This is a genomic window from Aeromicrobium sp. Root236 (assembly GCF_001428805.1).
Taxonomy (GTDB): Bacteria; Actinomycetota; Actinomycetes; order Propionibacteriales; family Nocardioidaceae; genus Aeromicrobium.
Window position 1 is genome coordinate 2,990,327 of record NZ_LMIS01000001.1, and the last position, 24,547, is coordinate 3,014,873.

Annotated in this window: 17 protein-coding genes; 11 read left to right on the forward strand and 6 right to left on the reverse strand. The window is 69.8% G+C overall.

The genetic code is table 11. The annotated features are described in order from the left end of the window. Positions 1 to 7 precede the first annotated feature (7 nt). Both ASE12_RS15075 and ASE12_RS15080 read right to left on the reverse strand, forming a co-directional pair. Entirely contained in the window at positions 8 to 340 is a 333-nt protein-coding gene (locus ASE12_RS15075) for a hypothetical protein (RefSeq protein WP_056402337.1), read from the reverse strand. Then, entirely contained in the window at positions 337 to 2,892 is a 2,556-nt protein-coding gene (locus ASE12_RS15080; RefSeq protein WP_157412964.1) for a glycosyltransferase family A protein, read from the reverse strand. Before ASE12_RS15080 ends, ASE12_RS15075 begins: the two co-directional genes overlap by 4 nt. 47 nt (positions 2,893 to 2,939) lie before the next feature. Here ASE12_RS15080 and wecB point away from each other — a divergent pair, with 47 nt between their 5' ends. After that, positions 2,940 to 4,043 (forward strand): non-hydrolyzing UDP-N-acetylglucosamine 2-epimerase, encoded by a 1,104-nt coding sequence (wecB, locus tag ASE12_RS15085; protein WP_056402344.1) that lies wholly within the window; start codon positions 2,940 to 2,942, stop codon positions 4,041 to 4,043. Then, the gene (locus ASE12_RS15090; protein WP_056402347.1) at positions 4,043 to 5,035 is read left to right on the forward strand and encodes a class I SAM-dependent methyltransferase; all 993 of its coding nucleotides are present in this window, start codon (positions 4,043 to 4,045) and stop codon (positions 5,033 to 5,035) included. The genes wecB and ASE12_RS15090 overlap by 1 nt, the downstream gene beginning before the upstream one ends. 6 nt (positions 5,036 to 5,041) lie before the next feature. Here the strand turns inward: ASE12_RS15090 and ASE12_RS15095 are convergent, their stop codons facing one another. From ASE12_RS15095 to ASE12_RS15105, 3 genes are all read right to left on the reverse strand, one after another. Next, on the reverse strand, positions 5,042 to 7,135 hold the full coding sequence (locus ASE12_RS15095) for a glycosyltransferase family 4 protein (RefSeq protein WP_056402351.1): 2,094 nt from the start codon (positions 7,133 to 7,135) through the stop codon (positions 5,042 to 5,044). 71 nt (positions 7,136 to 7,206) lie between these two features. Further along, complete coding sequence (locus ASE12_RS15100; RefSeq protein ID WP_056402353.1) at positions 7,207 to 9,156, reverse strand: glycosyltransferase family 4 protein; 1,950 nt, start codon at positions 9,154 to 9,156, stop codon at positions 7,207 to 7,209. 2 nt (positions 9,157 to 9,158) lie between these two features. Further along, complete coding sequence (locus tag ASE12_RS15105) at positions 9,159 to 9,944, reverse strand: exodeoxyribonuclease III (protein ID WP_056402356.1); 786 nt, start codon at positions 9,942 to 9,944, stop codon at positions 9,159 to 9,161. A gap of 113 nt (positions 9,945 to 10,057) precedes the next feature. Here ASE12_RS15105 and ASE12_RS15110 point away from each other — a divergent pair, with 113 nt between their 5' ends. The 7 genes from ASE12_RS15110 (at position 10,058) to ASE12_RS15140 (ending at position 19,422) form a co-directional block, all read left to right on the forward strand. Further along, positions 10,058 to 11,581 carry an MFS transporter gene (locus ASE12_RS15110; protein ID WP_056402359.1) on the forward strand — a complete coding sequence of 508 codons (1,524 nt, stop codon included), beginning with the start codon at positions 10,058 to 10,060 and terminating at the stop codon, positions 11,579 to 11,581. A 60-nt stretch (positions 11,582 to 11,641) separates the two neighbouring features. Next, positions 11,642 to 12,781 carry a peptidoglycan-binding protein gene (locus ASE12_RS15115; protein WP_056402362.1) on the forward strand — a complete coding sequence of 380 codons (1,140 nt, stop codon included), beginning with the start codon at positions 11,642 to 11,644 and terminating at the stop codon, positions 12,779 to 12,781. A gap of 36 nt (positions 12,782 to 12,817) precedes the next feature. Then, entirely contained in the window at positions 12,818 to 13,441 is a 624-nt protein-coding gene (locus ASE12_RS15120; RefSeq protein WP_056402364.1) for a hypothetical protein, read from the forward strand. A gap of 126 nt (positions 13,442 to 13,567) precedes the next feature. Further along, positions 13,568 to 15,157, forward strand: a complete 1,590-nt coding sequence (locus tag ASE12_RS15125) for an amino acid permease (RefSeq protein ID WP_056402366.1) — start codon at positions 13,568 to 13,570, stop codon at positions 15,155 to 15,157. A gap of 24 nt (positions 15,158 to 15,181) precedes the next feature. After that, the gene (locus ASE12_RS15130; protein WP_082582308.1) at positions 15,182 to 15,997 is read left to right on the forward strand and encodes a GntR family transcriptional regulator; all 816 of its coding nucleotides are present in this window, start codon (positions 15,182 to 15,184) and stop codon (positions 15,995 to 15,997) included. A gap of 75 nt (positions 15,998 to 16,072) precedes the next feature. Next, the gene (locus tag ASE12_RS15135; RefSeq protein ID WP_056402371.1) at positions 16,073 to 16,972 is read left to right on the forward strand and encodes a phosphotransferase; all 900 of its coding nucleotides are present in this window, start codon (positions 16,073 to 16,075) and stop codon (positions 16,970 to 16,972) included. Beyond that, on the forward strand, positions 16,969 to 19,422 hold the full coding sequence (locus tag ASE12_RS15140) for an FAD-dependent oxidoreductase (RefSeq protein ID WP_056402373.1): 2,454 nt from the start codon (positions 16,969 to 16,971) through the stop codon (positions 19,420 to 19,422). The genes ASE12_RS15135 and ASE12_RS15140 overlap by 4 nt, the downstream gene beginning before the upstream one ends. Here ASE12_RS15140 and ASE12_RS15145 read toward each other — a convergent pair. Then, positions 19,376 to 21,709: a hypothetical protein gene (locus tag ASE12_RS15145; protein ID WP_200955036.1), complete on the reverse strand. Its 2,334-nt coding sequence runs from the start codon at positions 21,707 to 21,709 to the stop codon at positions 19,376 to 19,378. The two genes, ASE12_RS15140 and ASE12_RS15145, sit on opposite strands and share 47 nt — an antisense overlap. A 204-nt stretch (positions 21,710 to 21,913) precedes the next feature. Here ASE12_RS15145 and ASE12_RS15150 point away from each other — a divergent pair, with 204 nt between their 5' ends. Continuing rightward, on the forward strand, positions 21,914 to 22,945 hold the full coding sequence (locus tag ASE12_RS15150) for a LacI family DNA-binding transcriptional regulator (protein WP_056402374.1): 1,032 nt from the start codon (positions 21,914 to 21,916) through the stop codon (positions 22,943 to 22,945). Next, the gene (locus tag ASE12_RS15155) at positions 22,942 to 24,546 is read left to right on the forward strand and encodes an FAD-dependent oxidoreductase (protein WP_056402377.1); all 1,605 of its coding nucleotides are present in this window, start codon (positions 22,942 to 22,944) and stop codon (positions 24,544 to 24,546) included. The genes ASE12_RS15150 and ASE12_RS15155 overlap by 4 nt, the downstream gene beginning before the upstream one ends. Position 24,547: the final 1 nt, after the last annotated feature.

Below are 24,547 nucleotides of genomic sequence, written 5' to 3' on the forward strand. Positions count from 1 at the left end.
TGTCCCGTCATCGCTGCTCGGCCGCGTCGTCGCGGGCCGACAACAGGGCGTGACGGGTGCGGGCGAGGTCGGCCAGCTGTCGTGCGCTGGCCTGGTCGAGGCGCTGGGCGAGGCGCTGCTCCAGCCCGGCTGTCGCCAGGTGGTGCGCCACGCCCATCAGGACGACGCCCGCCTGGATGAGCAGAACGGCGGCGAGCGCCAACCCGTGGTGATCGGTGAGGACCGCCACGAGACCGATGACAACCAGCGCCGCTGAGGCAACCGCCGTCGGCAGGACGAGTCGGGCGACGACCGCGGGAAGTCGCGCCAGCAGATCCGCACGCGTCGTCGACTTCGTCATGAGAGCTCCGTGCCTGTGATCCGCTGGACCGCCCCGGCGAACGCCTCGGGGGACATCTCATTGTGGCAGAACTCGACGGCCGATCGCTGTGCCGCCGCGTAGCGTGACGGGTCCCAGAGCTCCGAGACGATGTCGGCGATGCTGCGCTCGCCGAAGTAGGCCACGGCGTCGCCGAAGACCGCCCGCACGCCGGGATGGACGACCGGGACGCAGCCGTGCGCCATGGCGTCGATGACCGGTCGGGTCAGCACCGTGCCGTGGACCCGGGCCGGCAGGCCGACGATGAAGTCGCACTGGTCGAAGAACTCGTCCGGGGTCAGCAGCGCCTGGTCGATCCCCAGCCATGCGGCGGCAGCGCCCGTGCGCGGCCGGCCTGACGGCTCGAGGATGCGCACGTCGAACGCCGTCGTGGTCGGCAGGACGGCGAGCGCCGACGGATCCACGCGATCGGCTCCGAACCGCCCGCTGTCGACGACGCCGATGACCGGCGGCACGGAGGTCAGGCGTTGCGGGAAGCGGCGGACGGGCGCGACATCGAGCCGCTGAGGCGGGTGACGATGCCCCATGGCGCCGGCGGCAGCGAGCGCCTCGGACACCGCCGCCGTGGCCGGCAGCCACTCGACGTCGCAGCCGAACTGCTCGCGGGTCACGCGCTCGACCTGCACCGGGTCGTACGAGATCCGGGGCCGGCCGTCGGGCTGAGGGAGCCGGTCGGCCGTGACGAGGACGCGTTCGGGGCGCATCCGTACGCGGTCGGCCGCCCGTGGCAGGGCGAGCAGGTCGGGGTCGCGCACCAGCAGGACGCGGGGGGTGATCTCGGCGCTGAGCGGTCGCCATGCCGCGTGGCCGTCGGCGACGACTTGTTGGATGCCCGCATCCGGGTAGGCGCGGGCGACCGCCGCATGCCGGAGTGCCTCGCCCCGGGCGAGCCCGACCTCGAGCCCTGCTGCCGCGAGCGCCCTGATCTCGGCGGGCAGGCCAGTCGCCTGGCTGATCCGGGGCCGGAAGTCGGCGAGGACCACGACGTCGAGCGTCGCCGGATGACTCGTGCCCTCGATCTCCGGCGGTGCGGCGAAGGCCCGGCCCTGGTCGGACTCGATGACCGGTGCTGCCGTACCGGACGCGATCTGGCGGTGCCAGTGGCGGAACGCGGAGTGATAGGAGACCCGGGCGTCGCGCCGCCAGCCGAGCCGGAAGTCGCCGCGCGAGAGCGACCCGTGGGTCAGCTGGTAGAGCGACAGCGGCTCGTCGACCGTGACGACGGCGGCGCGGCCGTAGACGGCGGCCAGCCGTTCGATGAACTCGGTGTCGGCTGCCCGCCGCATCTCGTCGAACGGGCCGAGTCGCTCGAGCACCGGGTCGCGGCGCAGGATCAACGACGGGGCGATGCGGGCGTACGGGGCCGCGCCCGGGACGGTGATCTGCAGGTCGTCGTAGAGCCAGACGGCGTTGGACAGGGTCGCGACGACGTCACCGGTGAAGGCGCGCATCTGCCGCTCGATCCGTTGCGGGTGCGACCAGTCGTCACCGTCCTGGAACCCGACGAAGTCGCCGCGCGCGTGGCTGATCCCGGCGTTGCGTGCGCGGTAGGCGCCGCCGTTCGCCGGCATGCGGACGTACTCGACACGGGGGTCGAGCGCCCGGGCGCTATCCAGGACCGCGGTGTGCTCCTCGGGGCTGGCGTCGTCGACGATGACGATCTGGAGGTTGCGCCAGGTCTGGGCGGCGAGCGAGCCGACGGCGGCCAGGAGGCTCTCGGTCGGCTTGAACACCGAGACGATGATCGTCACCAGCGGGCCGTTGACCGTGCCGGCCACGGCGGGGCCGGACGTCGTGAGGCTGTCGAACGGCGCGGCCGGGTCGCCGATCGCGACGGGTGCGAGCCCGCGCTCGACGAAGGGCTGGTTGAAGACGTCGAGCCAGCTCGCCGGGTCGGCGCCGCGGCCGAACGGGTTGACCAGGTCGGCCGATGCCGCCCACCGCACCCACTGATCGGCGGTGCCCGCCGCGATCAGCTCGCGGGCCTGCTCCGTACGACCGGCGCGCAGCGTCGTCTGCAGGTCGAGGTCGGCGTGCTCGAGCGTGGCCCCGGTGCGGGCGGCCACGCTCCGCGCCAGGGCGAACAGGTCCGCGGCCCGGCCGATTGCCTCGTCGCCGGCTGCCCCGATCGTGTGGAGCGCCAGGGCGTACAGGCCCGGGGCGTTGAGCCACTCGGTGCCGCTGGTGGCTGCGGGATGAGCGGCCCGGTCGAGGATCTGCTGGAGGCTCGCGGTGCCTCCGGAGGCGAGATGGGCGAGCAGCTCGTCCACGCCACTGTGCTCGTAGCGCAACGCGAGCTTGGCCACCGCCCCGGGCGTCACGATGCGGGCCTCGGCGAGGTCCGCCTGCCACGAGGGAAGCGTCGAGGGCGTCGTGCCGGGCACCGTCGGATCCACTCCAGTCCGTGCGTCGAGGTCGGCCGGCCACCAGGCGTGGTCGCCGCGGCCGATCCACCCGGAATATACCGGACCCGGCCTGTGCCGCCGGGTCCGCGACGGCGTGGGGCGCGGCACGGCGATACCCTTGCTGGCGTACGTACGCCACCAACCGGAAGAGCTGCATGAGCCTGTCGTCTGTGCCCCACGTCGTCCACGTGACCGGTGCGCGTCCCAACTTCCCCAAGGCGGCTCCGGTGATCCGGGCCCTCGACGCACTCGGCATCCGTCAGGTGCTCGTGCACACGGGGCAGCACTACGACCCCGTCATGTCCGAGGTGTTCTTCCAGCAGCTCGGCCTGCCCGAGCCCGACGTCAACCTCGGAGTCGGATCCGGATCGCACGCGCACCAGACCGCCAAGGTCATGACCGAGCTCGAGGACATGTTCATCGCCGAGCGGCCCGATCTCGTCGTGGTCTACGGCGACGTCAACTCCACGGTCGCGGCATCGCTCGTGGCGGCCAAGCTCCACATCCCCGTTGCGCACGTCGAGGCCGGCCTGCGCAGCTTCGACCGCACGATGCCCGAAGAGGTCAACCGCATCGTCACCGACAGCCTCGCCGACCTGCTCTTCACGACCAGCCCGGACGCCAACGTGCACCTCGGCGCCGAGGGTGTGGCCGCCGACAAGATCCACTTCGTCGGCAACCCGATGATCGACACGCTGCTGGCCAACCTCGACAAGTTCGACGCCGAGGTCGCACGCGAGCACCTCGGCCTCGAGGGCGACTACATCGTCGCGACGCTGCACCGGCCGGCCAACGTCGACGACCCGGCGCAGGCCGCGGCCATCGTCAAGGTGCTCCACGAGGTCGCCGACCGCACGTCCGTCGTCATCCCGCTGCATCCGCGTGGGCGCGCGGCGTTCGAGGCGGCCGGCCTGATGGACCACGACTCGGTCAAGGTCATCGAGCCGCTCGGCTACGTCGAGTTCATGGGACTCGTGCGCGGCAGCCTCGCGGTCATCACCGACTCCGGCGGAGTGCAGGAGGAGACCACGATGCTCGGCATCCCGTGTCTCACGCTGCGGCCCAACACCGAGCGCCCGGTGACGATCACCCACGGCACCAACCAGCTCGTGACGCAGCACGACCTGCTCGCCAGCCTCGAGCCCGTCATCGACGGCACGCGTACGTCGAACGGTGTGACCCCGCCCCTCTGGGACGGTCACGCCGGTGACCGCATCGCCGCTGTCATCAGCGCCGCGCTGACCAGCCAGACCGCCTGATGGCGTCGTTCGGGGGCGCGTCCCGCACCACCAGGCTCGCCGTCCTGGGTGTCGCCGTGGCGGTCGCGGTGGTGCTGGCGATCGTGCTCGTCGACCCATGGGGCGAGAGCCTGCTCGCCGCGCTCGGGGCACTCATCGCGTCGCTGCTGGTCGTCCTGCTGCTGCGCAACGAGCAGCACCAGCGTCGGGTGGGCGATCGTCTCTCCCGCCTCGAGCAGGGCGTGCGGTCGCAGAACCGCGAGCTGAAGTCACTGAAGTCGATCCGCGACCACGGGCAGTGGACCTTCAAGCGGCTCAAGCGCATGGAGGAGGGCACCAAGGACCCCAAGAAGTTCGGCATGCTGCGCGAGCTCAATGCGGTCTCGCGCCGGCAGTTCGAGCAGGTCCAGGCCACGATCAACCTGTTCGAGATGGTCGACGTCGACGCGGCCGTCCCGCCGATGCGCCTGTGGGCGGTGTCGCCGGACGCCCTCGTGCTGCTGGTCCAGGAGATGCTCGTCGTCAAGCCCACGCTCGTCGTGGAGTGCGGCAGTGGCGTCTCGACGCTCTGGATGGCCCTCGCGATCAAGCAGCGCGGTCTCGACACCCGGGTCGTGGCCCTCGACCACGAGGAGGAGTACGCCGGCAAGACCAACCGCCTGCTGCGCCTCCACGGTGTCGACCACATCGCCTCTGCCCGCGTGGCGCCCCTGGTCGACGTGACGTCAGGCGAGGACACGCAGCCCTGGTACGACCCGGCGGCGGTGCAGGACCTCCAGGACATCGGCGTGCTGTTCGTCGACGGGCCTCCCGCTTCGTCGGGTCCGCTGTCGCGCCTGCCGGCGATCCCTCAGCTGTGGGACCGGCTCGCCCCGACCGTCTCGGTCGTCGTCGACGACTTCATCCGTGAGGACGAGCAGATCATGGTCGATCGCTGGCTCGAGGCGCACCCCGAGCTCGTCCGCGAGCACTACGACACCGAGAAGGGCACCGAGATCCTGCGTCGTGGCTGACGCAGCTCAGCCGGCGCCGAGCTCGGCGTAGAGCGCGGCCACGCGCGCCGCGAGGGTGCGCCAGTCGCGCTCGGCGATGACCCACGAGCGACCGCCCTCGCCGAGGCGGGTCCGCAGCGACTCGTCGAGCAGGACGCGTTCGAGCACGCTCTCGAGCGAGTCGGCGTCGTCCTTGGTGTAGAGCAGGCCGTTGTCGCCGTTGAAGACCTCTTTCATCACCGCGACGTCGGAGGAGATGACGGTCTTGCCCATCGCCATGGCCTCGAACGGCTTGAGGGGCGACGTCGACTCGGTGACGGGCGACGAGCTGCGCGTGATCGGCGCGATGTCGATCAGCGAGTAGTGCGCCTCGACCTGCTCGAACGGCAGGCGGCCGGTCATCACGATGATGTCGTCGAGCCCGAGCTCGCTGCGCAGGGCCAGCAGGTGCTCGTACTCCTGGCCGCCGCCGACGATCAGGACTCGCATGTCGGGGTGGCGGGGCCGGAGCCGGCGGACCGCCTCGAACAGCAGGTCGTGGCCCTCGTACCAGTTGAGCGAGCCGATGTAGCCGATGACGAGCTTGCCCTCGAGGCCGTACTGGCGGGCCAGCTCCTCGTCGCGCTCCAGGGGGCCGAAACGTTCGGTGTTGACGCCGTTGGGCACCACGATGATCTTGGCCGGGTCGACGCCGCGCTCGACCAGGGTGTTGCGGAGCCCCTCGGTGATCGCGATGACGCGGTCGGCCTCGTTGGCTGCGAGCGTCTCGAGGTGGTGCGCGAAGGCGTACTGGCGGGTGGTCGCGTAGTGCTCGTCGCGCGAGCGGCGGCCTTCTTCGTTGAGGCCGCGCACCTCGTAGATGTTGGGGATGCCGATCGTGCGCGCGGCGACCGTGCCGGCGAGTCCGTTGTAGCCGTTGCTGGCCGAGTGGATCAGGGCGGCCTGGTCGCGCCGCGCCTGCTCGATGATGCCGGCCGTGTAGGCGTCGAGGAACTCACCCAGGCGGAAGCGCGGGATGACCTCTCCGCCGTTGAGCAGGTTGTGGTAGCGGACGGGGCCGACCTCGAAGTCGGCCTTGATCGTGTCGCGCTTGTCGGGCGGGACGTCGTCGTACGGGAATCCGGGCGGGTTGATCGCCGAGATCGAGTAGCCGTTGCCGGCAAGTCCGGCCAGCAGCCCCTGCGTGCGGTTGGCCGAGCCCGTCGTGCGGTAGGGCAGGGAGTTGTGGAGCACGTGGAGGATCGAGCGCGGCGTGGGCGTGTAGAGCGGCGTCGGGTTGAGGGCCGGCGGGGTCCAGCCGGAATCCATGTAGTCGAACGACTCGTACTCGTCGATGATCGCCCGCGCGCGCCGGCCGCTGTTGCCGCCTGCGGTGACCGCGCGCGCGAACGGCAGCGCCAGCTCCTCGGTGCCGCCGCGCCACAGGAGCGAGGCCGCGCGGGACTTCTGCCGGTCGGTGAGCTGCTCGATGTCGATCGTCGAGCGCAGGTGCTCGATCAGGGCAGGGTCGCGCAGCGTGATCGCCGTGCGGAACGCGAAGAGGTGCTCGTCGGGCGTCTGGGCCCACGCGGCGATGTCGGCGGTGCGGGAGGTCAGGTCAGACTCGAACAGCTCGAGGAGGCGGTCGATGCGGGCCGGCGCCGGGACGACCTGGGCGACCGAGTCCGCAGCGTGCTCCCTGACGAAGTCGTGGACCATGCGCAGGTACTCGGGCTTGAGCGGCGCGTGCGCCCCGTCGTAGAGGACGTTGAGGTCGGCGTCGGTGAAGTCGTCGCACGCCATGGCGCCGACGACGGCCTGCCGCACGGCGATGCCGACCTTGATGTCGGCGAGATAGGGGTAGAGCAGCCGCGGCTGTGCGGCCTTGAGCTGGGCCGCGAGCCGGGCGATGGTCTGCCGGTTGGCGAGCGGCGTCAGGAGCGCCTCGGCCGTTTGGAACGTGTGGAGGGACAGGTGCTTCGCGGCGTACGTCTCGGTCTCGCGGCGTACGGCCTCGCGATGCCCTTCGCCGCGGCTGGCCCACTCCGTGAGCTGGCTGCCGTCCGAGTCGGGATGGCCGTCGAGATGTGCGGCGATCTGCCGACGAAGTCGCACGAGGCCGAGCCGGGAACGAAGGGTCACGTCCGATCCAATCTGTGGTGGTCTGGCAACGTCACGGGGCCGGCGTCTCGCGCCCGGGCCGACTCACGATGCTACACGCGCTGGGTGATCGGTCCGGGCTCGATGCCGAGCGCCCGGTAGACGCCCGCGACGCGTCCGGCGAGGATCCGCCAGTCGCGTTCGGCGACGACCCATTCGCGAGCCTGTGACCCGAGCCGGGCCCGCAGCTCCGGGTCGGTGACGAGTCGCTCGAGCGTCTCGACGAGCGAGGCGGCGTCCTCCTTGCGGAACAACAGCCCCGTCCGTCCGTCGTCGACGATCTCGGTCATGATCGCCACGTCGGACGACACCACGACCTTGCCCATGGCCATCGCCTCGAACGGCTTGAGCGGCGAGACGGTCTCGGTCACCGGGGACGACAGCCGGGTCACCGGTGCGATGTCGACGATCGAGTAGTAGGACTCGATCTCCTCGAACGGCACGCTGCCGGGCATCAGGATCTCGTCCTCGAGGCCGAGCTTGGCGCGTACGCGCTTGAGGTGGTCGAGGCGTGCTCCGGCGCCGACGACCAGCAGGCGTACGTCGGGGTGCCGCTCGTGGAGCGTCGCGAACGCCTCGAAGAGCAGCTCGTGGCCTTCGTACCAGTTGAGGGAGCCGAGGTAGCCGATGACGACCTTGCCCTCGAGGCCGAGGCGGCGGGCCAGCTCGTCGTCGCGCGGCAGGGGGCGGAACCGCTCGGTGTCGACGCCGTTGGGCACGACCGTGATCGAGTCGGCCGGGACGCCACGACCGACCAGCGTGTCCTTGAGCCCGTCGGTGATGGCGATGACGTGGTCGGCCTCGGTCGCCGCCAGGGTCTCGAGGTGGCTCGCGAACGCGTACTGCGGCGTCGATGCGTGCGCGGGGTTCTTGGACCGCCGCACCTCTTCGTAGAGGCCACGCACCTCGTAGATCGCGGGGATGCCGAGCTCGCGGGCGGCGGTCAGCCCGGAGAGTGCGTTGTAGGAGTTGCTGGCGGCGTGGATCAGCGCGGCCGACTCCTTGCGGGCGTGCTCGATGATGCCGGCGGAGTAGGTGGCGATGAACTCCTGCACCGGGAAACGCGGCAGGACGACGCCGTCGTTGAGGAGGTGCTGGTAGACCACGCCATCGATCTCGTGGCGGGCCACGACCGCGCGGGCTGCCTCACCGGTGAGGTCGTCGTAGGGGAAGCCGGGGGGTGTCACGCCCGTGATCGCGTAGCCCTCGCGGACGAGGCCCGACAGGAGTCCCTGCGTCCGATTGGCCGCGCCGGTGCGCCGGTAGGGCAGCGAGTTGTGGAGCACGTGCAGGACCGAGCCGGCCTGAGGCGGGTAGACCGGCCCGTCGTCGCGCCGCGGCGGGACCGTCCAGCCGGACTCCATGAGGGCGAACGACTCGTGCTCGCCGGTCACCATGCGGGCGCGCTTGGCGGAGGCGGTGCTGCCGGGCGGGACGGCCCGAGCCAGCTCGAGGCCGCGATCGTTGGCGCCGGCCCGCCAGAGGGCGAGGGCGGCGCGCGACAGCTGCGGGACGGTCAGGTCGGCCGGTGTCACGTGCGGCGCCAGCAGCACGAGGGCCGGCGACAGCTTCATCGCCAGCGCGACCTTGAAGGCCAGCACGCGGTCGGCCGGCGTCTGCGCCCAGGCGTCGAGCCGTTGCTCGAGGTCCTCGCGCGGGCCGTCGAGGGTGCCGAGAAGGGACGGCAGTCGTGGGAACTGCGAGGCGCTCGTGCGTGCGGCCTGGTCGCCGTGCTCTCGGACGTACGCCGTGATGCGCCGCATCTCGTGCGCCACGTCGGCGGTGTAGCCGGCGTCGAGCAGCACGTCGAGGTCGACACCGCTGGCATCGGTGGTCGCGAGCGCGGCGTCGAGGAGCGTACGGGTGGCACCGATCCGGTTGGCGGCCGACGCGGCGCGGAGGTCGGGCACCAGCAGCCGCAACCGCTCGGGATGACGCTCGCGGGCGCGGCGCCGAAGTCGGGCCCGCACGCGCCGGCCCGTCGTGCGTATGCCGAGCCGCATGGTCAGGAGACCTCGATGACGACGGGGGCGTGGTCGCTGGCGCCCTTGCCCTTGCGCTCCTCGCGGTCGATCCAGGCCCGGTCGACGCGGGCCGCCAGGGCCTCCGAGGCCAGGATGAAGTCGATGCGCAGTCCGCGCTTCTTGGGGAATGCCAGCTGCTGGTAGTCCCAGTAGGTGAACTCGCCGGGCGTGTGCGGGCGTACGACATCGGCGTAGCCGGCGTCGAGGATCGCCTGGAACGCGTCACGCTCGGGCTTGGAGACGTGGGTGTGGCCCTCGAACCTGGTCATGTCCCAGACGTCCTCGTCCTGCGGGGCGACGTTCCAGTCACCCGTCAGGGCGATCTCACCCTGGGGGTTGTCGGCGAGCCAGTCGATCGACGCGAGCCGGAGCCGCTCGAGCCACGCGAGCTTGTAGACGTAGTGCGGGTCGTCGAGCGTGCGGCCGTTGGGCACGTAGAAGCTCCACACGCGCACGCCGCCGCACGTCGCGCCGATCGACCTCGCCTCGACGATCTCGGGATCGCCGAACATGGGCTGGTCATCGGCGAACGAGGTGGCGATGTCGTCGAGCCCGACCCGCGAGATCAGCGCGACGCCGTTCCACTGGTTGAGCCCGAAGTGGGCGTAGTCGTAGCCCATCGCCGACAGCTCGAGGCCGGGGAACTGGTCCTCGCGGCACTTGGTCTCCTGGATGGCGAGCACGTCGATGTCGTTGCGCTCGAGCCAGCCGGTGACCCGGTCGATGCGGCTGCGGATGGAGTTGACGTTCCAGGTCGCGATACGCACACGACGAACCTACTCGGTCGCCCGGACAGGGTGAAATGTCGTCCCGCGGTTGACAATTCAACACCTGATGAATAACAATTCATCGAACGTAGAATTCATCTGAGGAGATCGCCATGACCACCCACGACACCCGGAACGGGACCCGCGTACGGACGGGCCCGGTGCTCGCCGTCGTCTCACTCGCGCTGATGACCGTCGTGTCGGCTGTCAGCGGACTGAACGTCGCCCTGCCCGACCTGGCGCGGGAGACCGGCGCCACCCAGACCGAGATCACCTGGATCGTCGACGCGTACACCGTCGTCTTCGCCGGGCTGCTGCTGTTCGCCGGCGCGCTGGGGGATCGCTTCGGTCGCCGTGAGCTGCTCGCTGCAGGGCTGGCCGTGTTCGGCATCGCCGCCGGCCTCGGCATGCTCACGAGCGACCCGGGGCAGCTGATCGCGCTGCGAGCCCTGATGGGCATGGGTGCCGCGGCGATCATGCCGACGACCCTGTCGATCATCACGACGTCGTTCCCGGTCGAGCAACGGGGCAAGGCGATCGGCGTCTGGGTCGGCATGGCCGGCGGTGGCGCGGTGCTGGGCCTCTTCGGCAGCGGCATCCTGCTCGAGTTCTACTCGTGGAGCTCGTTCTTCGGGCTCAACGTGGCCCTCGCCACGCTCGCCCTGCTCGGCACGCTCGTCGTGGTGCCCAGCTCGGTCGACGAGGACCCGCCGCGGCTCGACCTGGTCGGCGCGCTGCTGTCGCTCGTGGCTGTCGCGGGCACGGTCTTCGGGATCATCGAGGGGTCCGACCGCGGCTGGGGCGACGCGCTGACCCTCAGTGGTCTCGCGATCGGCGTGCTCGGCCTCGTCGGGTTCGTCGTGTGGGAGCTGCTGATCGATCAGCCCATGCTCGACCCACGGCTGTTCCGCAACCGCAGCTTCAGCGCCGGGTCGCTCACCGTGATGGTGCAGTTCTTCGCGACGTTCGGCCTGTTCTTCGTCGTGATCCAGTACCTGCAGTTCGTCGTCGGGCGCTCGCCGCTCGAGGCCGCCGTGGCCCTGCTCCCGCTGCCCGTCGTCATGATCCCGCTCGCCCGCAACGCGCCCCGTATCGCGCACAAGGTCGGGTTCCGCCGGCTCGCTCCGCTCGGTCTGCTGTTCACGGCCAGCGGGCTGATGGTCGTCTCGCAGGTGGGCGCCGACCTGACGTACTGGTCGTTCGCCCTCGGCCTGGTGCTGTTCGCCGCCGGCATGGGACTCGCCGGTACGCCCGCGACGACCGCCATCACCGAGTCGTTGCCCGAGAGCAAGCAGGGTGTCGCATCCGCCGTCAACGACACGGCCCGCGAGCTGGGCAGTGCCTTCGGCATCGCGATCCTCGGCAGCGTCCTCAACCAGCAGTACCGCGACGGCATGACCGAAGCCGTTCACGGGCTGCCGCCGGCCGTGGCGGAGGGTGCGGAGAGCTCGATCGCGTTCACCCAGTCGCCCCACGTGCACGAGATGGGAGCGGCCGGCCAGCAGCTCGTGTCGGCCGCACAGCACGCGTTCGTCGACGGCATCGGCGGCGCGCTGCTGATCGCCGCGGCGATCGTCGCCGTCACGGCGGTGGTCGTCGCGTTCCTGGCGCCCGCGCGGCAGGATTCCGCGGTTTGAGTGACACACGGGACGGATGCGACGCATGATGGAACGCGGGTCCGGAGATCGGGGGAGACGATGCGCAGGTTGCTGGTCGTGTTCGCCTCGTGCGTCGCGGTGCTCGCCCTGCTGGCGTCGCCCGCCGTGGCCGGCGATCCACCGATCACGCTGCCGTCGAGTCCCAAGGGCCTGCAGGCTCCGGTGACCCTGCCGGCGGAGCTCGACCCGGCCTCGCCCTACCTGCCCCAGGTCTCGTGCAGCCCGATCGACCTCCCGGGAGTCACCAAGCTGCGTGCCCTGGTCCTCGCGACGTACGGCGAGGGTGGCGCCGGGGCGATCAGTCATGGCTGCACCGAGGGCGTCTCGGAGCACAGCGAGGGCCGGGCGTGGGACTGGATGGTCGACGTCGGCGACACGAGCGAACGCGCCGCGGCGGCCAACTTCATCGGCTGGGCGACGGCCAACAACGGTCGCAACGCCCGGCGCCTCGGCATCATGTACATCATCTACAACAAGAAGATCTGGGCGATCTACCGCGCCGCGGACGGCTGGCGGGCGAGCTCGGACCACACCGACCACGTGCACATCTCGTTCAGCTGGAACGGTGCCCGCGGCAACACCTCGTTCTGGACCGGCAAGGTCGGCGCGATCGACCTCGGTCCGTGCATCCGCTTCACCGGCACGTACGCCGCCCGCACCAGCACACCGCGCTTCGGCGCGTGCCAGAAGGCCTCGTCGCTGCTCAAGAAGACCTCGCTGGGCGACCGGGCGTACGGGCACACCGGGGCCACCGTCGCCAAGGCGCAGACCCTGCTCAAGGTCGCCAAGACCTCGACGTTCGACGCGGCCACCTGGACCGCCGTGCGGAAGTATCAAGCGGCCCACGACATCCCGTACACCGGAGCCCTCGACCAGCCGACCTGGGCGTCGCTGAGCCCGGGCAGCGTCACGTACAACGCGTTGGCCGGGATCACGCGCAGCGAGGCCGTCGCGTACGGCGTCGAGAACTACTCCGGCAGCACGATCAAGCCCGGGTACGTCGGCCGGGCGTCGCTGTTCCTCCAGACCGCTCTCGGGATGCCGAGCGCGGACCGCAACGGCTACTTCGGCACGGTGACCCGGGCGGCCGTCGAGAAGCTGCAGGCCTCGGCGGGGCTGACGCAGGACGGCGTCGTCGACGCCGAGGAGTGGCAGGCCATGTCCGACGCCTTCCGATGATGGGCAGGGAACGCTCCGCACTGCCATGATGTGGCCATGACCCAGGACGAGTCGGCGGCGACCAACGAGCCCCATGAGGACGACGCACTCGATCGCAAGATCCGGGAGCAGCCCGACATCGCGCCGGGCACCTGGGTCAAGCGGATCGTCCTGGCGATCGTGCTGCTCGTCGTGGCGTACATCGGCTTCCGGATCTCGGCGGCGTTCTTCCCACGGTGGTGGGCCCACCGGGTGGGTGACCAGGTCGGTGACAGCCTCACCAAGGGCACGCTGTGGGGGCTGTTCTACGGATTCGTGTTCACGCTCGTTCCGCTGCTGCTGCTCTTCCAGATCCGCCGGCGTTTCTTCAGCTGGTCGTGGCGCATCGTTGTCGTGGTGATGGCGCTGCTGCTCGCGGCGCCCAACTGGCTGACGCTCTCGGTCGTGGCGGGCAACAGCAAGGCCGCACACGCGGGGGAGCGGATCTTCGACGTCGAGGCGCCAGGCTTCCGCGCCGGGACCTTGAGCGGGGTGATCGCCGGCGCGCTGCTGGCGCTGGTCATCACCGGGACGAGCATGCAGATGAAGCACCGCAAGAACGAGGTCAAGCGCCTCCGTGGCGAGCGCGACGAGCTCAAGCGGGCGCAGGCCGACAAGGCACGCGACGACGAATCGAGTTGACGTCGGCGAAGTCGCGTTCGATTTCCGTCGTGTGAACACCTGAGAACGAAAGCAACAAAGGTCTAGATTCATACCTCTGACCCGCGCTAGCATGCACCAACTTCTTCTGAGAGTTGGGTGCGTCACATGTCAGAGATTCCCCTCAACGAGGACGAGAAGCGCCTTGCGGAGCTCGGTTACAAGCAGGAGCTCGACCGCTCCTGGTCGGGCTTCTCGAACTTCGCGATCTCCTTCTCGATCATCTCGATCCTCGCGGGCTGCTTCACGACCTTTGGCCAGGCGTGGAGCAACGGTGGTCCCATCGCCATCACGTGGGGTTGGCCGGTCATCTCGTTGTTCATCCTCATCATCGGCTTCACGATGTCGGAGCTCGTCTCGGCCTACCCGACGTCGGGCGGCATCTACTGGTGGGCGTCCAAGATGGGCGGACCTGCAGCAGGATTCTTCACCGGCTGGCTCAACCTGATCGGCCTGATCGCCGTGACGGCATCCGTGGCGTACGGGTGTGCGACGTTCCTCGACATCACCCTGAGCACGATCAGCGACTCCTGGGCGGAGGACTACAGCCTCAAGCGGGTCTTCGTGCTGTTCGTCATCCTGCTCGTCCTGGCCGCGCTGCTCAACATCTTCAGCGGTCACCTGATGGCCATCATCAACAACATCTCGGTGTGGTGGCACGTGTTCGGCGTCGCCCTCGTGATCGGGATCCTCGTGTTCGTGCCGAAGGCGCACCAGTCCCTCGACTGGGTCGTGTCAGGGCACATCAACAACTCCGGCTACGACGGTGGAGCGACGCACGGTGCGCACTTCTGGTTCCTCGTCCTGCCTCTCGGATTCCTGCTGACGCAGTACACGATCACCGGGTTCGACGCCTCGGCCCACCTTTCCGAGGAGACGCAGGCAGCATCCGAGGGTGCCGCAAAGGGCATCTGGCGCTCGATCGCGTACTCGGCCATCGGCGGTTGGCTGCTCCTCCTGGCTTTCCTGTTCGCGGTGGGTGAGCCGCAAGGTGTGACGGACGCGATCAACGCGGGCGGATCGGCAGTGGACACGATCTTCAGTCAGGCACTTCCGGACGGTCCGTGGCACGCGATCATCCTGATCATCTCCACGGCGGGTCAGTTCTTCTGCACAGTCGCCTGCCTGACGAGCGCCTCGCGCATGACGTTCGCGTTCAGTCGCGACGGTGCGATCCCCGGCTCCGGCATCTGGTCGAAGGTCTCGGCGTCCAAGGTGCCGGCCAACGCCGTCATGTTCGTCTCGGTGATCGGTGCGCTCATCACCCTGCCGGCGCTCATCGAGGTCAACACGGGCACCGCGAAGGATCCGATCATCCTGCCGATCGCCTTCTACGCCGTCGTCTCGGTCGCGGTCATCGGGCTCTACCTCGCCTTCCTGATCCCGATCTGGCTGCGCTGGAAGATGGGCGACTCGTTCCAGGTCGGCAGCTGGAACAACGGTGACAAGTACAAGTGGATGAACCTCGTGGCGGTCGCGGAGATCGCGATCATCTGTGTCTACTTCGTCCTGCCGTTCACGCCGCTGGCGATCCCCGGGCACGAGGGCTTCTCGTGGAAGTTCGTGAACTACGCCCCGATCCTGACCGGTGGAGCATTGATCCTGCTGACTGTCTGGTGGCACGCCTCGGCGAAGAAGTGGTTCACGGGTCCCAAGCACACGATCGACACCGCGGTGGTGGAGGCGTTCGACGACTAGTCACGGCGCGATACGGTCGGGCGTGTGAGGACCTTGCAAGTCGATGACGAGGCGTTGGGCGACAAGCCCGACCTCTCGGCGATGACGGACAATGGTCCCTCACACGCCCGTATCGCGTCCTGGCTCCTCGGTCGCATCGGGTCGGGCAAGGTGCGAGCTGACGACAAGCTCCCGCCTGAGGAGGAGCTGGCCGCCGGACTGGGCGTGAGCCGCATGACGCTGCGGCAGGCGCTCGGATCGCTCGAGGCCCGGGGCTACATCGAGCGCCGTCGCGGCCGCTCGGGCGGCAACTTCGTCCGCGAGCCTCGCATCGAGGTCGACCTCAGCGGGCTGCCCGGGTTTACCGAGCTCATGCGCCGAGCCAACGTACGCGCAGGTGCCCGGATCGTGCGGGCCGGCATCGTCACGGCCTCGCCGGAGATGGCCACCGCGCTCGAGCTCGGTCGCGATCGCGACGTCATCGAGGTCGTCCGCGTACGTTCTGCGCGCCGGGTGCCGTTGGCGCTCGAGGAGACCTACCTGCCGGCTCACCTCTTTCCGGGGTTCCTCGACCACGGGCTCACGGGGTCGTTGTACGGGCTGATGCGCCAGCACTACGACCTGGCACCGCACAAGGCCAAGGAGTGGCTCGAGCCGGAGATCTCGACGCCGGAGCACGCGGGGCTGCTGGAGGTCGAGCCGGGCTCGGCACTGATGCTCGTGACCCGCAAGGCGTCGACCGTGACGGGCACACCGGTGGAGTACGCCCACGACCGCTACCGCCCCGATCGCACCCGCATCAGCCTCAACACCGGCATCGACCCCGGTTCCGTCCCCGAGCTCAACATCGAGCCGGTCTGACGGCTCGGCGCCACGCCGGGCCGACGAGCGCGATCCGTCTAGACCTTTTGCCGGGCCCGCGGGTAGGGTTTGGGGATGGTCGACATCGATGCGGTGCTGGACCAGGTGCCAGTGCTCGCCGAGTCCCCGCGGACCGTCGAGGAGCTGTCAGGGGGCCTGACCAACCAGAACCTCAAGGTCACGACACCCACGGGTGAGTACGTCGTACGCCTTGCGCGCAGCGACAGCTCGCTGCTCGGGATCGACCGCGAGGCCGAGTCCTACAACACCAAGGCGGCCGAGGCGTCCGGAGCCGGTGCGCCGTTCGTCGACTACCGACCCGACCTGGGCGTCCTGGTCATCGGGTACGTGGGCGGTCGCAGCTACGTCAACGCCGACCTCCGCACGCCGGGAACGATCCCTCGCGTCGCGGCCGCGATCAGGATGCTGCACTCCGGGCCCCGCTTCTCGACCGACTTCGACATGTTCGTCCGCCAGCCGACCTACCTGCGTACGTGCGTGACGAAGGGCTTCCCGATCCCGGACGACTACGTCTCGTACGGCGCGGACTTCCTGCGCATCCAGGGCGCCCTCGCGTCGCGGCCGTTGCCGACGGTGCCGTGCAACAACGACCTGCTCGCGGGCAACATCGTCGACGACGGTGACCGGATCTGGCTGATCGACTACGACTACGCGGGCAACAACGACGCCTACTTCGAGCTCGGCAACTCCTGGACCGAGTGCGAGCTCGACGACGACCACCTTGCCGAGCTCGTCACCGCGTACGTCGGCCACGAGGACCCGGCCCTGGTCGCGCGGGCCCGGCTGCAGGCGACGGTGTCGCGCTACGGCTGGTCGCTGTGGGGCTTCATCCAGGCCGCGACCAACGACGACGACTTCGACTTCCACGGCTGGGGCCAGGAGCGGTTCGACAAGGCGGTTGCCGACTTCCGCAGCCGGGAGTTCAGCACCTGGCTGGAGGCGGCGGCAGGATGAGCGTCCCCAGCAGGGCCAGGATCGTCATCATCGGCGGAGGCGTCGTCGGGACGAGCGTCGCCTACCACCTGACGAAGGCCGGCGAGAGCGACGTCGTGCTGCTCGAGCAGGGCGAGCTGTCCTCGGGCACGACGTGGCACGCCGCTGGGCTGGTCGGCCAGCTCCGCGCGACGCAGGCCGGTACGACCTTGGTGCAGTACAGTGCGGCGCTCTACGAACAGCTCGAGGACGAGGTCGGGCTGAGCTCGGGCTTCAAGCGGTGCGGCGGCGTCACGGTCGCCCGCACCGAGGACCGCATGGAGCAGCTGCGCCGCACGGTCGCCACCGCCGCGGCGTACGACCTGGAGTGCGAGCTGCTCACGCCCGAGCAGGCCGGCGAGCGCTACCCGTTGCTCGAGACCGGTGATCTCGTCGGCGGCATCTGGCTGCCCGGCGACGGCACCGCGAACCCGACCGACCTGACCCAGGCGCTGGCTCGGGGCGCCAGGCAACGAGGAGCCACTGTCGTCGAGCACGTACGTGTGACCGAGGTCCTCGTCGACGGCGGCGCGGTCACCGGCGTCCGGACGGACCAGGGCGACATCGAGGCTGACATCGTCGTCAACTGCGCCGGCCAGTGGGCGCACCACCTGGCGGCGCAGCTCGGCGTTGCCGTACCGCTGCACTCCGCTGAGCACTTCTACGTCGTGACGGACCAGATCGACGGCGTCCGCCCCGACCTGCCGATCCTGCGCGACCCCGACGGCTACACGTACTTCAAGGAGGAGGTCGGCGGGCTCGTCGTCGGCGGCTTCGAGCCCGAGGCCAAGCCGTGGGTCGCACCCGACCAGATCCCCTACCCGTTCGAGTTCCAGCTGCTCGACGAGGACTGGGACCACTTCCAGATCCTGATGGACAGCGCCCTGGAACGGATCCCCGCCCTTCACGACACCGGCATCCGCAAGTTCTACAACGGTCCCGAGAGCTTCACGCCCGACAACCAGTTCATCCTCGGCGAGGCGCCTTCCGTGCGAGGGTTCTTCGTCGGCGCCGGCTTCAACTCCGTCGGCATCGCATCGGCCGGCGGCGCGGGGCGGGCGCTCGCCGAGTGGATCCTCGAGGGCGAGCCGACGGTCGACCTGCTGGCCGTCGACATCCGCCGGTTCGCGCCGTTCCAGAACGACAAGGCCTATCTGCGCGCCCGGGTCACCGAGGTGCTGGGCCTCCACTACGCCGTGCCGTGGCCCAACCGCGAGTACGACACCGCGCGCCCCCTGCGGACCTCGCCGGTCTACGAACGCCTCGCCGACGCCAACGCCGGCTTCGGCAGCAAGATGGGCTGGGAGCGTGCCAACTTCTTCGCCCCGCCCGCGGTGGACCCGGCGATCCAGTACGCCTGGGGCAAGCAGAACTGGCTGCCGTGGTCGGCGGCCGAGCAGCGGGCCTGCCGTGAGGCCGTGGCGATCTTCGACCAGTCGTCGTTCTCCAAGTACGTCGTGCACGGCGCCGACGCCGAGGCCGCCCTGCAATGGATCTGCAGCAACGACGTCGCGGTCGCACCCGACCAGACGGTCTACACCGCCCTGCTCAACGAGCGCGGCGGCTACGAGTCGGACCTCACGGTGACCCGGGTGCACGACGACGAGTTCTTCCTCGTCGCGAGCTCGGCGACGACGGAGCGCGACCAGGACTGGATCCGGCGCAACATCCCGGCCGGGCTCGACGCGCAGATCCAGGACGTGACCGACCGACTGGCCGTCTTCGGTCTCATGGGACCGCGCTCGCGCGAGCTGCTGGCCGGCCTCACCGAGTCCGACGTCGGCGACGACGCGTTCCCGTTCGGTGCCAGCCGCGAGATCGAGCTCGCCGGCATCACCGTGCGGGCCACCCGCATCACGTACGTCGGCGAGCTCGGGTGGGAGCTGTACGTCCGCACCCCCGACGCGTTGCAGCTCTACGACGTCCTCAAGGCGGACGGCCGCGAACTCGGGCTGGTCGACGCCGGCTACTACGCGATCGAGTCGATGCGCCTCGAGAAGGGCTATCGCGCGTACGGCCGCGAGCTCACGCCCGAGGTCGATCCCGTCGAGGCCGGGCTGAGCTTCACCTGCAAGCTCGGCACCGACATCGACTTCCTCGGCCGTGCCGCCGTCGAGAAGGCCAAGGCTGCCGGACCGTCACGCCGCCTCGTCTCGTTCGTCCTCGAGGACCCGGAGGTCATGGCCTGGGGCGGTGAGCTGCTCGTACGTGACGGGGTCGCCGCCGGCCAGGCCACGTCCGGTGCGTGGGGTGCGACCGTCGGCGCCGGGGTCGGTCTCGCCTGGGTGCACGCCCCCGACGGCGCGACCGCCGATGCTGCGTACGTGCGAGCCGGCACCTACCAGCTCGACGTCGGTGGCCGCCGCGTCCCTGTGACCGTCAGCCTCAAGCCCCTTTTCGATCTTTCAGGCGAAAGACTCCGCCCTTCTTGACCGTGCCGTTGCCCGAGAGCTCCAGGCCGTAGATGATCCGTGGGGCGCCGTCGAGCGTCAGGGTGGTGCGGCGGTTCGTCACCGCGAGCGAGGTCCGCTGCCCGATCGCGTCGACCTGCGTCGCGCTCGTGCCCGACGTCGCGACCGTCAGGCTGGTCTTGGTCGGCCACGGATCGACCCAGACCTCCGGCGCAGGGAAGTTGCGCTCGGGCGAGGGCTCGTGGTCGGGGTTGAGGATGTAGCCGTCGGCGCGGTTCCACAGCACTGCGGCGTGACCGTCGGGGGTGTCGAACACCAGCCCCTTGGTCTTCGCGTCGTCGAACGCCAGAGGTCCGAGGTAGGTCGCCTGGTCGAACGTCCGCGCCGCCGTGGCGTACGCCAGCAGCGACGGCTTGGCGCTGACGTCGCGGTTCATCAGGCCGAAGTGGTACTCGACGTTGTCCGGGTCGGCGGCCTGCGCGTTGCCCAGCACGCTGTCGTGGAACTGGTACCAGCACACGTTGCGGATGCCCTCGGCCTTGGCGAGAGCGAGCGTCAGGAAGACGTTCTCGGCGGCGTGCCGATAGGTGTCGTTCCACCACCCGTTGGGTCGCGTGCAGGCGTACGCCTCGGTCAGCCAGATCTCCTTCTCACCGTAGTCCGCCATGAGCGCCTTGAGCTGGCGCAGGCCGCCTGCGAAGTTCCAGTAGCGGCCCTCGCTCGTGGCGTCGTACGGCTCGGGCGGGTCGTAGTCGGGCGTGAAGTTGCCGCGGCCGGGGTGATAGGCGAAGCCGTCGATCAGGTCCCAGCCGCCGGCGGCATGGAAGTTCTCCAACCACGGCTTGTCCATGCCGGCGAGGCCGTTGTTGAGGATCTTGATGTCCGCGCCGGTCGCGGCACGGCGCTCGACGACCGGTCGCAGGGCCTTGTCGATGTACGCCTGGGCGGCGACGCCGGTGTTGAATGGCCGGTTGAGCTCGTTGCCGACCTCGAAGTACGTCGCACCGGCGGCGACGGCCACAGCGAGCTTGTCCGCCGCCCACTGGGCAGCGACCGCGTCGGTGACGTCGAGGCTCGGCTGGAGCTCGATGTTGTGGAGCATGCCGCGTTGGTCGAACGCCGACGGCGGCAGGCCGGGCCCTCCTGCGTACGAGATGCGGACCCAGTTGATGCCGACCTTCTGCCACAGGTCGAGCAGGGCGGTCGCCGACGGCACCTGCAGCCAGGGGTAGTTGGCGATGCCGAACATGCTCTGCTCGCCCGCCGCGTAGTCCGCCGGCGGGAGCACCGTCAGGTTCGTGCGCGCGAACGCCTCGTCGTCACCGCTCGCGGCGGTGACCTCGGCGACCGAGATGCCGTAGGCGGGCGCGGGCAGGGTGAAGGTGTGCTCCCAGGTCGAGGCTGCGGAGACCGGCGCCGTCACCGACTCGGTCTTCAGGGTCGCGCCGTTGAAGTCCTTGACCCACCACGAGAGCACGACATTGCGGGCGCTCGAGCTGCCGTTCGCGACGAGAGCCGTGACCGACATCGTCTGACCTGCGGCGTCCCAGATGTTGAAGTCCCGGTCGGTCCACAGCTCGACGCCGAGCTCGCGGCTGGTGCCGATCACGGCCGTCGCCGACGGGCGGGTCTCGCTGAAGTAGAAGTCGGCCTGGCTGAGCAGGCTGCCGTCGGCCTGCGGCTTCGCCGAGCAGTGGATCCAGGTCGCGTTGGTCCAGTCCTGCTTGGACCGCTCGAGCAGGAACATGCCGTGCAGCGCACCCCACGTCGACGCGTGCGCGATGCCGACGGTGTCCTCGTACGGGATGCCGCCACCGGTGTCGCGGACCCACTCGGTGATCGGGACGAACCGGTCGGGCTCGGTCGCGCCGGCGATGGCCCGGCTGAACAGGAACCCGTCGGGGACCAGGGTTGAGGGACCGGTGGTGTGCCACTCGAGGTGCACGTGGTTGGTCGACACCCAGAACAGGCCGTAGACCGTCGTGGCGCCGGCCGTCGCCGGCATGACGTAGTCCATGCGGATCGCCCGGGTGCCGTCCGCCAGCGTGACGAGGCTCGGCGTGCCACCGGTCGAGATCTGGACACCGGCGGCGCTGTCCTTGACCTGGAACTTCGAGCCCTGCGAGCGGACGACTCCGGCCGCGTCGCGGATCGCGAGGCGGCCACCGGGACTCGCGAGGATGCTGACCCCGCTCGCACTGAGGGTCACGTCTCCGGCCGCCGCCGTGGCCGCGACGACCCGGCTCGGCTCGGCGGCGAGGAGCACCCCGGCGGCGAACGTCGCGCCGAGGAAGCCGCGTCTGGACATGGGGGATCGAGGGGTCTCGGACGTCATCATCATCTCCTGAGGGCAGGAAGGCCTGCCGTTCCGCGCCCATTTGATAATCCCTATTAGCGATGAGCGTGGGTGCCATGCTGCGCGGGGTTACAGGAATGTGTCAAGGGGGTTGCGGGATCTGAAAATACGTATTAGCGTCTCGGCCTATTCGTACGGACGAGGGATGGGAACGGCATGGCACCCAAGGCGCGCAACGTGACGCAGCGCGAGATCGCCCGCATCGCGGGGGTCAGTCAGACGACGGTCTCGATGGTCCTCAACGACCGCGACGGCTCCAACGTGCGCATCCCCGAAGCCACCCGTGAGCGGGTCAAGCGGGCGATCGAGCAGTCGACCTACGTCGCCGATCCGGCCGCCCGCCGCCTCGCCGGCCTCGACAACCAGATCATGGGCGTCTTCACGTACGAGGCGGCGCTGTCGCCCGAGAGCATGGACTTCTACGGTCCGCTGCTCAACGGGCTCGAGCGGGCCGCCGAGCAGGTCGGCTGTGACCTGCTGTTCTTCACCAGCTCACCCGTCGAGGACGGCACGCGCAGCCTGTTCCACCGCAAGACCCGGCTGCGCCTGGCCGACGGCTGCATCCTGCTGGGTCAGCAGATGGACGGCGACGACCTCAAGCGGCTCGTCGACGAGGAGTTCCCGTTCGTCGCCGTCGGCCGCCGCGACGAGACCACGGCCAAGGTGCCGTACGTCGGCATCGACTACGTCAGCCTCACCGCCGAGCTGATCGCGCGCGCCGCCGACCTCGGACACCGCGAGGCGCTCTACGTGCATCGCGGCCGCAACAGCCCCACGGCCCGTGACCGCCTCCAGGAGATCCACGCCTCGAACGCGTCCGGTGGCCCGCGCTTCACGCTGGTCGACGGTGTGGACACGATCGTCGACGACCTGGCCCGGACCGGCGCGACCCTGGTGTTCGCGGAGGACGCGTTCCTCGCCGAGGACGTGGCGCTCGCCCTCGGCAAGGCCGGGATCGCCGCGCCCGAGCAGGTGTCGCTGACGGCGCTCGGCGAGGTGCGGGGACATCGCGCCAACGGTCACCCGCTGTCGGGCTTCCAGGTGCCGCGCCAGCAGGTCGCCGCTGAGGCGCTCAACCTGCTCCAGCAGCTCGTCACGACACCGTCCGACGAGTGGTCCGGCCTCGACACCCAGCGCCTGCTGCCCGGCCAGCTCGAGCTCGGCGAGACGTTGGTCCAGCGGGCATGAGGACTCTTCACACCGACGTCGCCGTCATCGGCGGCGGGCTCGGCGGCGTCGCGGCCGCCCTCGCGGTGCTGCGCCGCGGCCAGCGCGTCGTGCTGACCGAGCAGTACCCATGGCTCGGCGGGCAGCTCACCTCCCAGGGTGTGCCGCCCGACGAGCACATCTGGGTCGAGCAGTTCGGTGTCACCGCCGGCTACCGAGCGCTGCGCGAGGGCATCCGTCGCTACTACCGCGACCACTATCCGCTGACCGACCTCGCCCGGCGAGACCTCCAGCTCAACCCCGGGCGGGGTCGCGTCAGCAGGCTGTGCCACGAGCCGCGGGTCGCGCTCGCGGTGATCACCCAGATGCTGGCGCCCCACCTGTCGAGCGGCCGGCTCACGATCCTCCAGCCGTACGCCCCGGTGGCCGCCGAGGTGTCCGACGACGTCGTCGGCTCGGTGACGCTGGCGCCTCTCCACACCGGCGAGGAGGTCGTGGTCGAGGCAGCGATGGTGCTCGACGCGACCGAGACCGGCGACCTGCTGCCGCTGACCGGCACGGCGTACGTCGTGGGCACCGAGTCGCGCGCCGAGACCGGCGAGCCGAGCGCGCCCGACAAGGCTGACCCCGACAACGTGCAGTCGATCGCCTGGTGCTTCGCGTTCGACCACGAGGAGGGCGCCGACCACACGATCGAGCGGCCCGCGACCTACGACTACTGGCGGACCTACCAGCCGTCGTTCTGGGGCGACACGATGCTGTCGTTCACCGCGCCGCACCCACGCACCCTCACCCCAGAGGTGCGCACGCTTCACGTCAATCCCAAGCTGACCGAGGGAGCGCCCGAGGACCCGCGCTACGACGCGGGCGACAGCGACCTCTGGGAGTTCCGGCGGATCGCCGCACGGGCGACGTTCCAGCGCGGCGCGTACGAGAGCGACATCGTGCTCGCCAACTGGCCACAGCTCGACTACCTCGGCGGCTCGATCGTCGACAACCCGGAGCGCGAGCGGCACCTCGCCGCGGCCAAGGAGCAGTCGAGGTCGTTCTTCTACTGGCTGCAGACCGAGGCGCCGCGTCCCGACGGCGGCACGGGCTGGCCGGGACTGCGGCTGCGCGGGGACGTGCTCGGCAGCGACGACGGCTTCGCCCAGGCGCCCTACATCCGGGAGTCGCGACGCATCCGCGCCGTGAAGACCGTGGTGGAGCAGGACGTCTCGGTTCGCGTACGCGGTCACGCCGGCCCGGCGACGTTCGACGACTCGGTCGGCATCGGGATGTACCGGATCGACCTGCATCCCTCGACGGGCGGCGACAACTACATCGACGTCGAGTGCGCACCGTTCGAGATCCCGCTGGGTGCCCTGGTGCCCGTGGCGACCCAGAACCTGTTGCCGGCCGCCAAGAACATCGGCACGACACACATCACCAACGGTGCCTACCGGCTGCATCCCGTCGAGTGGAACATCGGCGAGTCCGCCGGTGAGCTCGCGACGTTCTGCCTGGAGCGATCGATTCTTCCGAGAGATGTCGTCTCGGTACCCGAGCTGGTCCGCCAGTTCCAAACCCGCCTCGTCGAGGCGGGGGTTGAAATCCATTGGCCCGAGATCCTCGGCTACTGAA

Bases quoted from the DNA above. Each gene is read 5' to 3' on its own strand.
- ASE12_RS15075 (WP_056402337.1), bottom strand. From the start codon at position 340: ATGACGAAGTCGACGACGCGTGCGGATCTGCTGGCGCGACTTCCCGCG.
- wecB (WP_056402344.1), top strand. From the start codon at position 2,940: ATGAGCCTGTCGTCTGTGCCCCACGTCGTCCACGTGACCGGTGCGCGT.
- ASE12_RS15090 (WP_056402347.1), top strand. From the start codon at position 4,043: ATGGCGTCGTTCGGGGGCGCGTCCCGCACCACCAGGCTCGCCGTCCTG.
- ASE12_RS15100 (WP_056402353.1), bottom strand. From the start codon at position 9,156: ATGCGGCTCGGCATACGCACGACGGGCCGGCGCGTGCGGGCCCGACTT.
- ASE12_RS15110 (WP_056402359.1), top strand. From the start codon at position 10,058: ATGACCACCCACGACACCCGGAACGGGACCCGCGTACGGACGGGCCCG.
- ASE12_RS15115 (WP_056402362.1), top strand. From the start codon at position 11,642: ATGCGCAGGTTGCTGGTCGTGTTCGCCTCGTGCGTCGCGGTGCTCGCC.
- ASE12_RS15120 (WP_056402364.1), top strand. From the start codon at position 12,818: ATGACCCAGGACGAGTCGGCGGCGACCAACGAGCCCCATGAGGACGAC.
- ASE12_RS15125 (WP_056402366.1), top strand. From the start codon at position 13,568: ATGTCAGAGATTCCCCTCAACGAGGACGAGAAGCGCCTTGCGGAGCTC.
- ASE12_RS15135 (WP_056402371.1), top strand. From the start codon at position 16,073: ATGGTCGACATCGATGCGGTGCTGGACCAGGTGCCAGTGCTCGCCGAG.
- ASE12_RS15140 (WP_056402373.1), top strand. From the start codon at position 16,969: ATGAGCGTCCCCAGCAGGGCCAGGATCGTCATCATCGGCGGAGGCGTC.
- ASE12_RS15145 (WP_200955036.1), bottom strand. From the start codon at position 21,709: ATGTCCAGACGCGGCTTCCTCGGCGCGACGTTCGCCGCCGGGGTGCTC.
- ASE12_RS15150 (WP_056402374.1), top strand. From the start codon at position 21,914: ATGGCACCCAAGGCGCGCAACGTGACGCAGCGCGAGATCGCCCGCATC.
- ASE12_RS15155 (WP_056402377.1), top strand. From the start codon at position 22,942: ATGAGGACTCTTCACACCGACGTCGCCGTCATCGGCGGCGGGCTCGGC.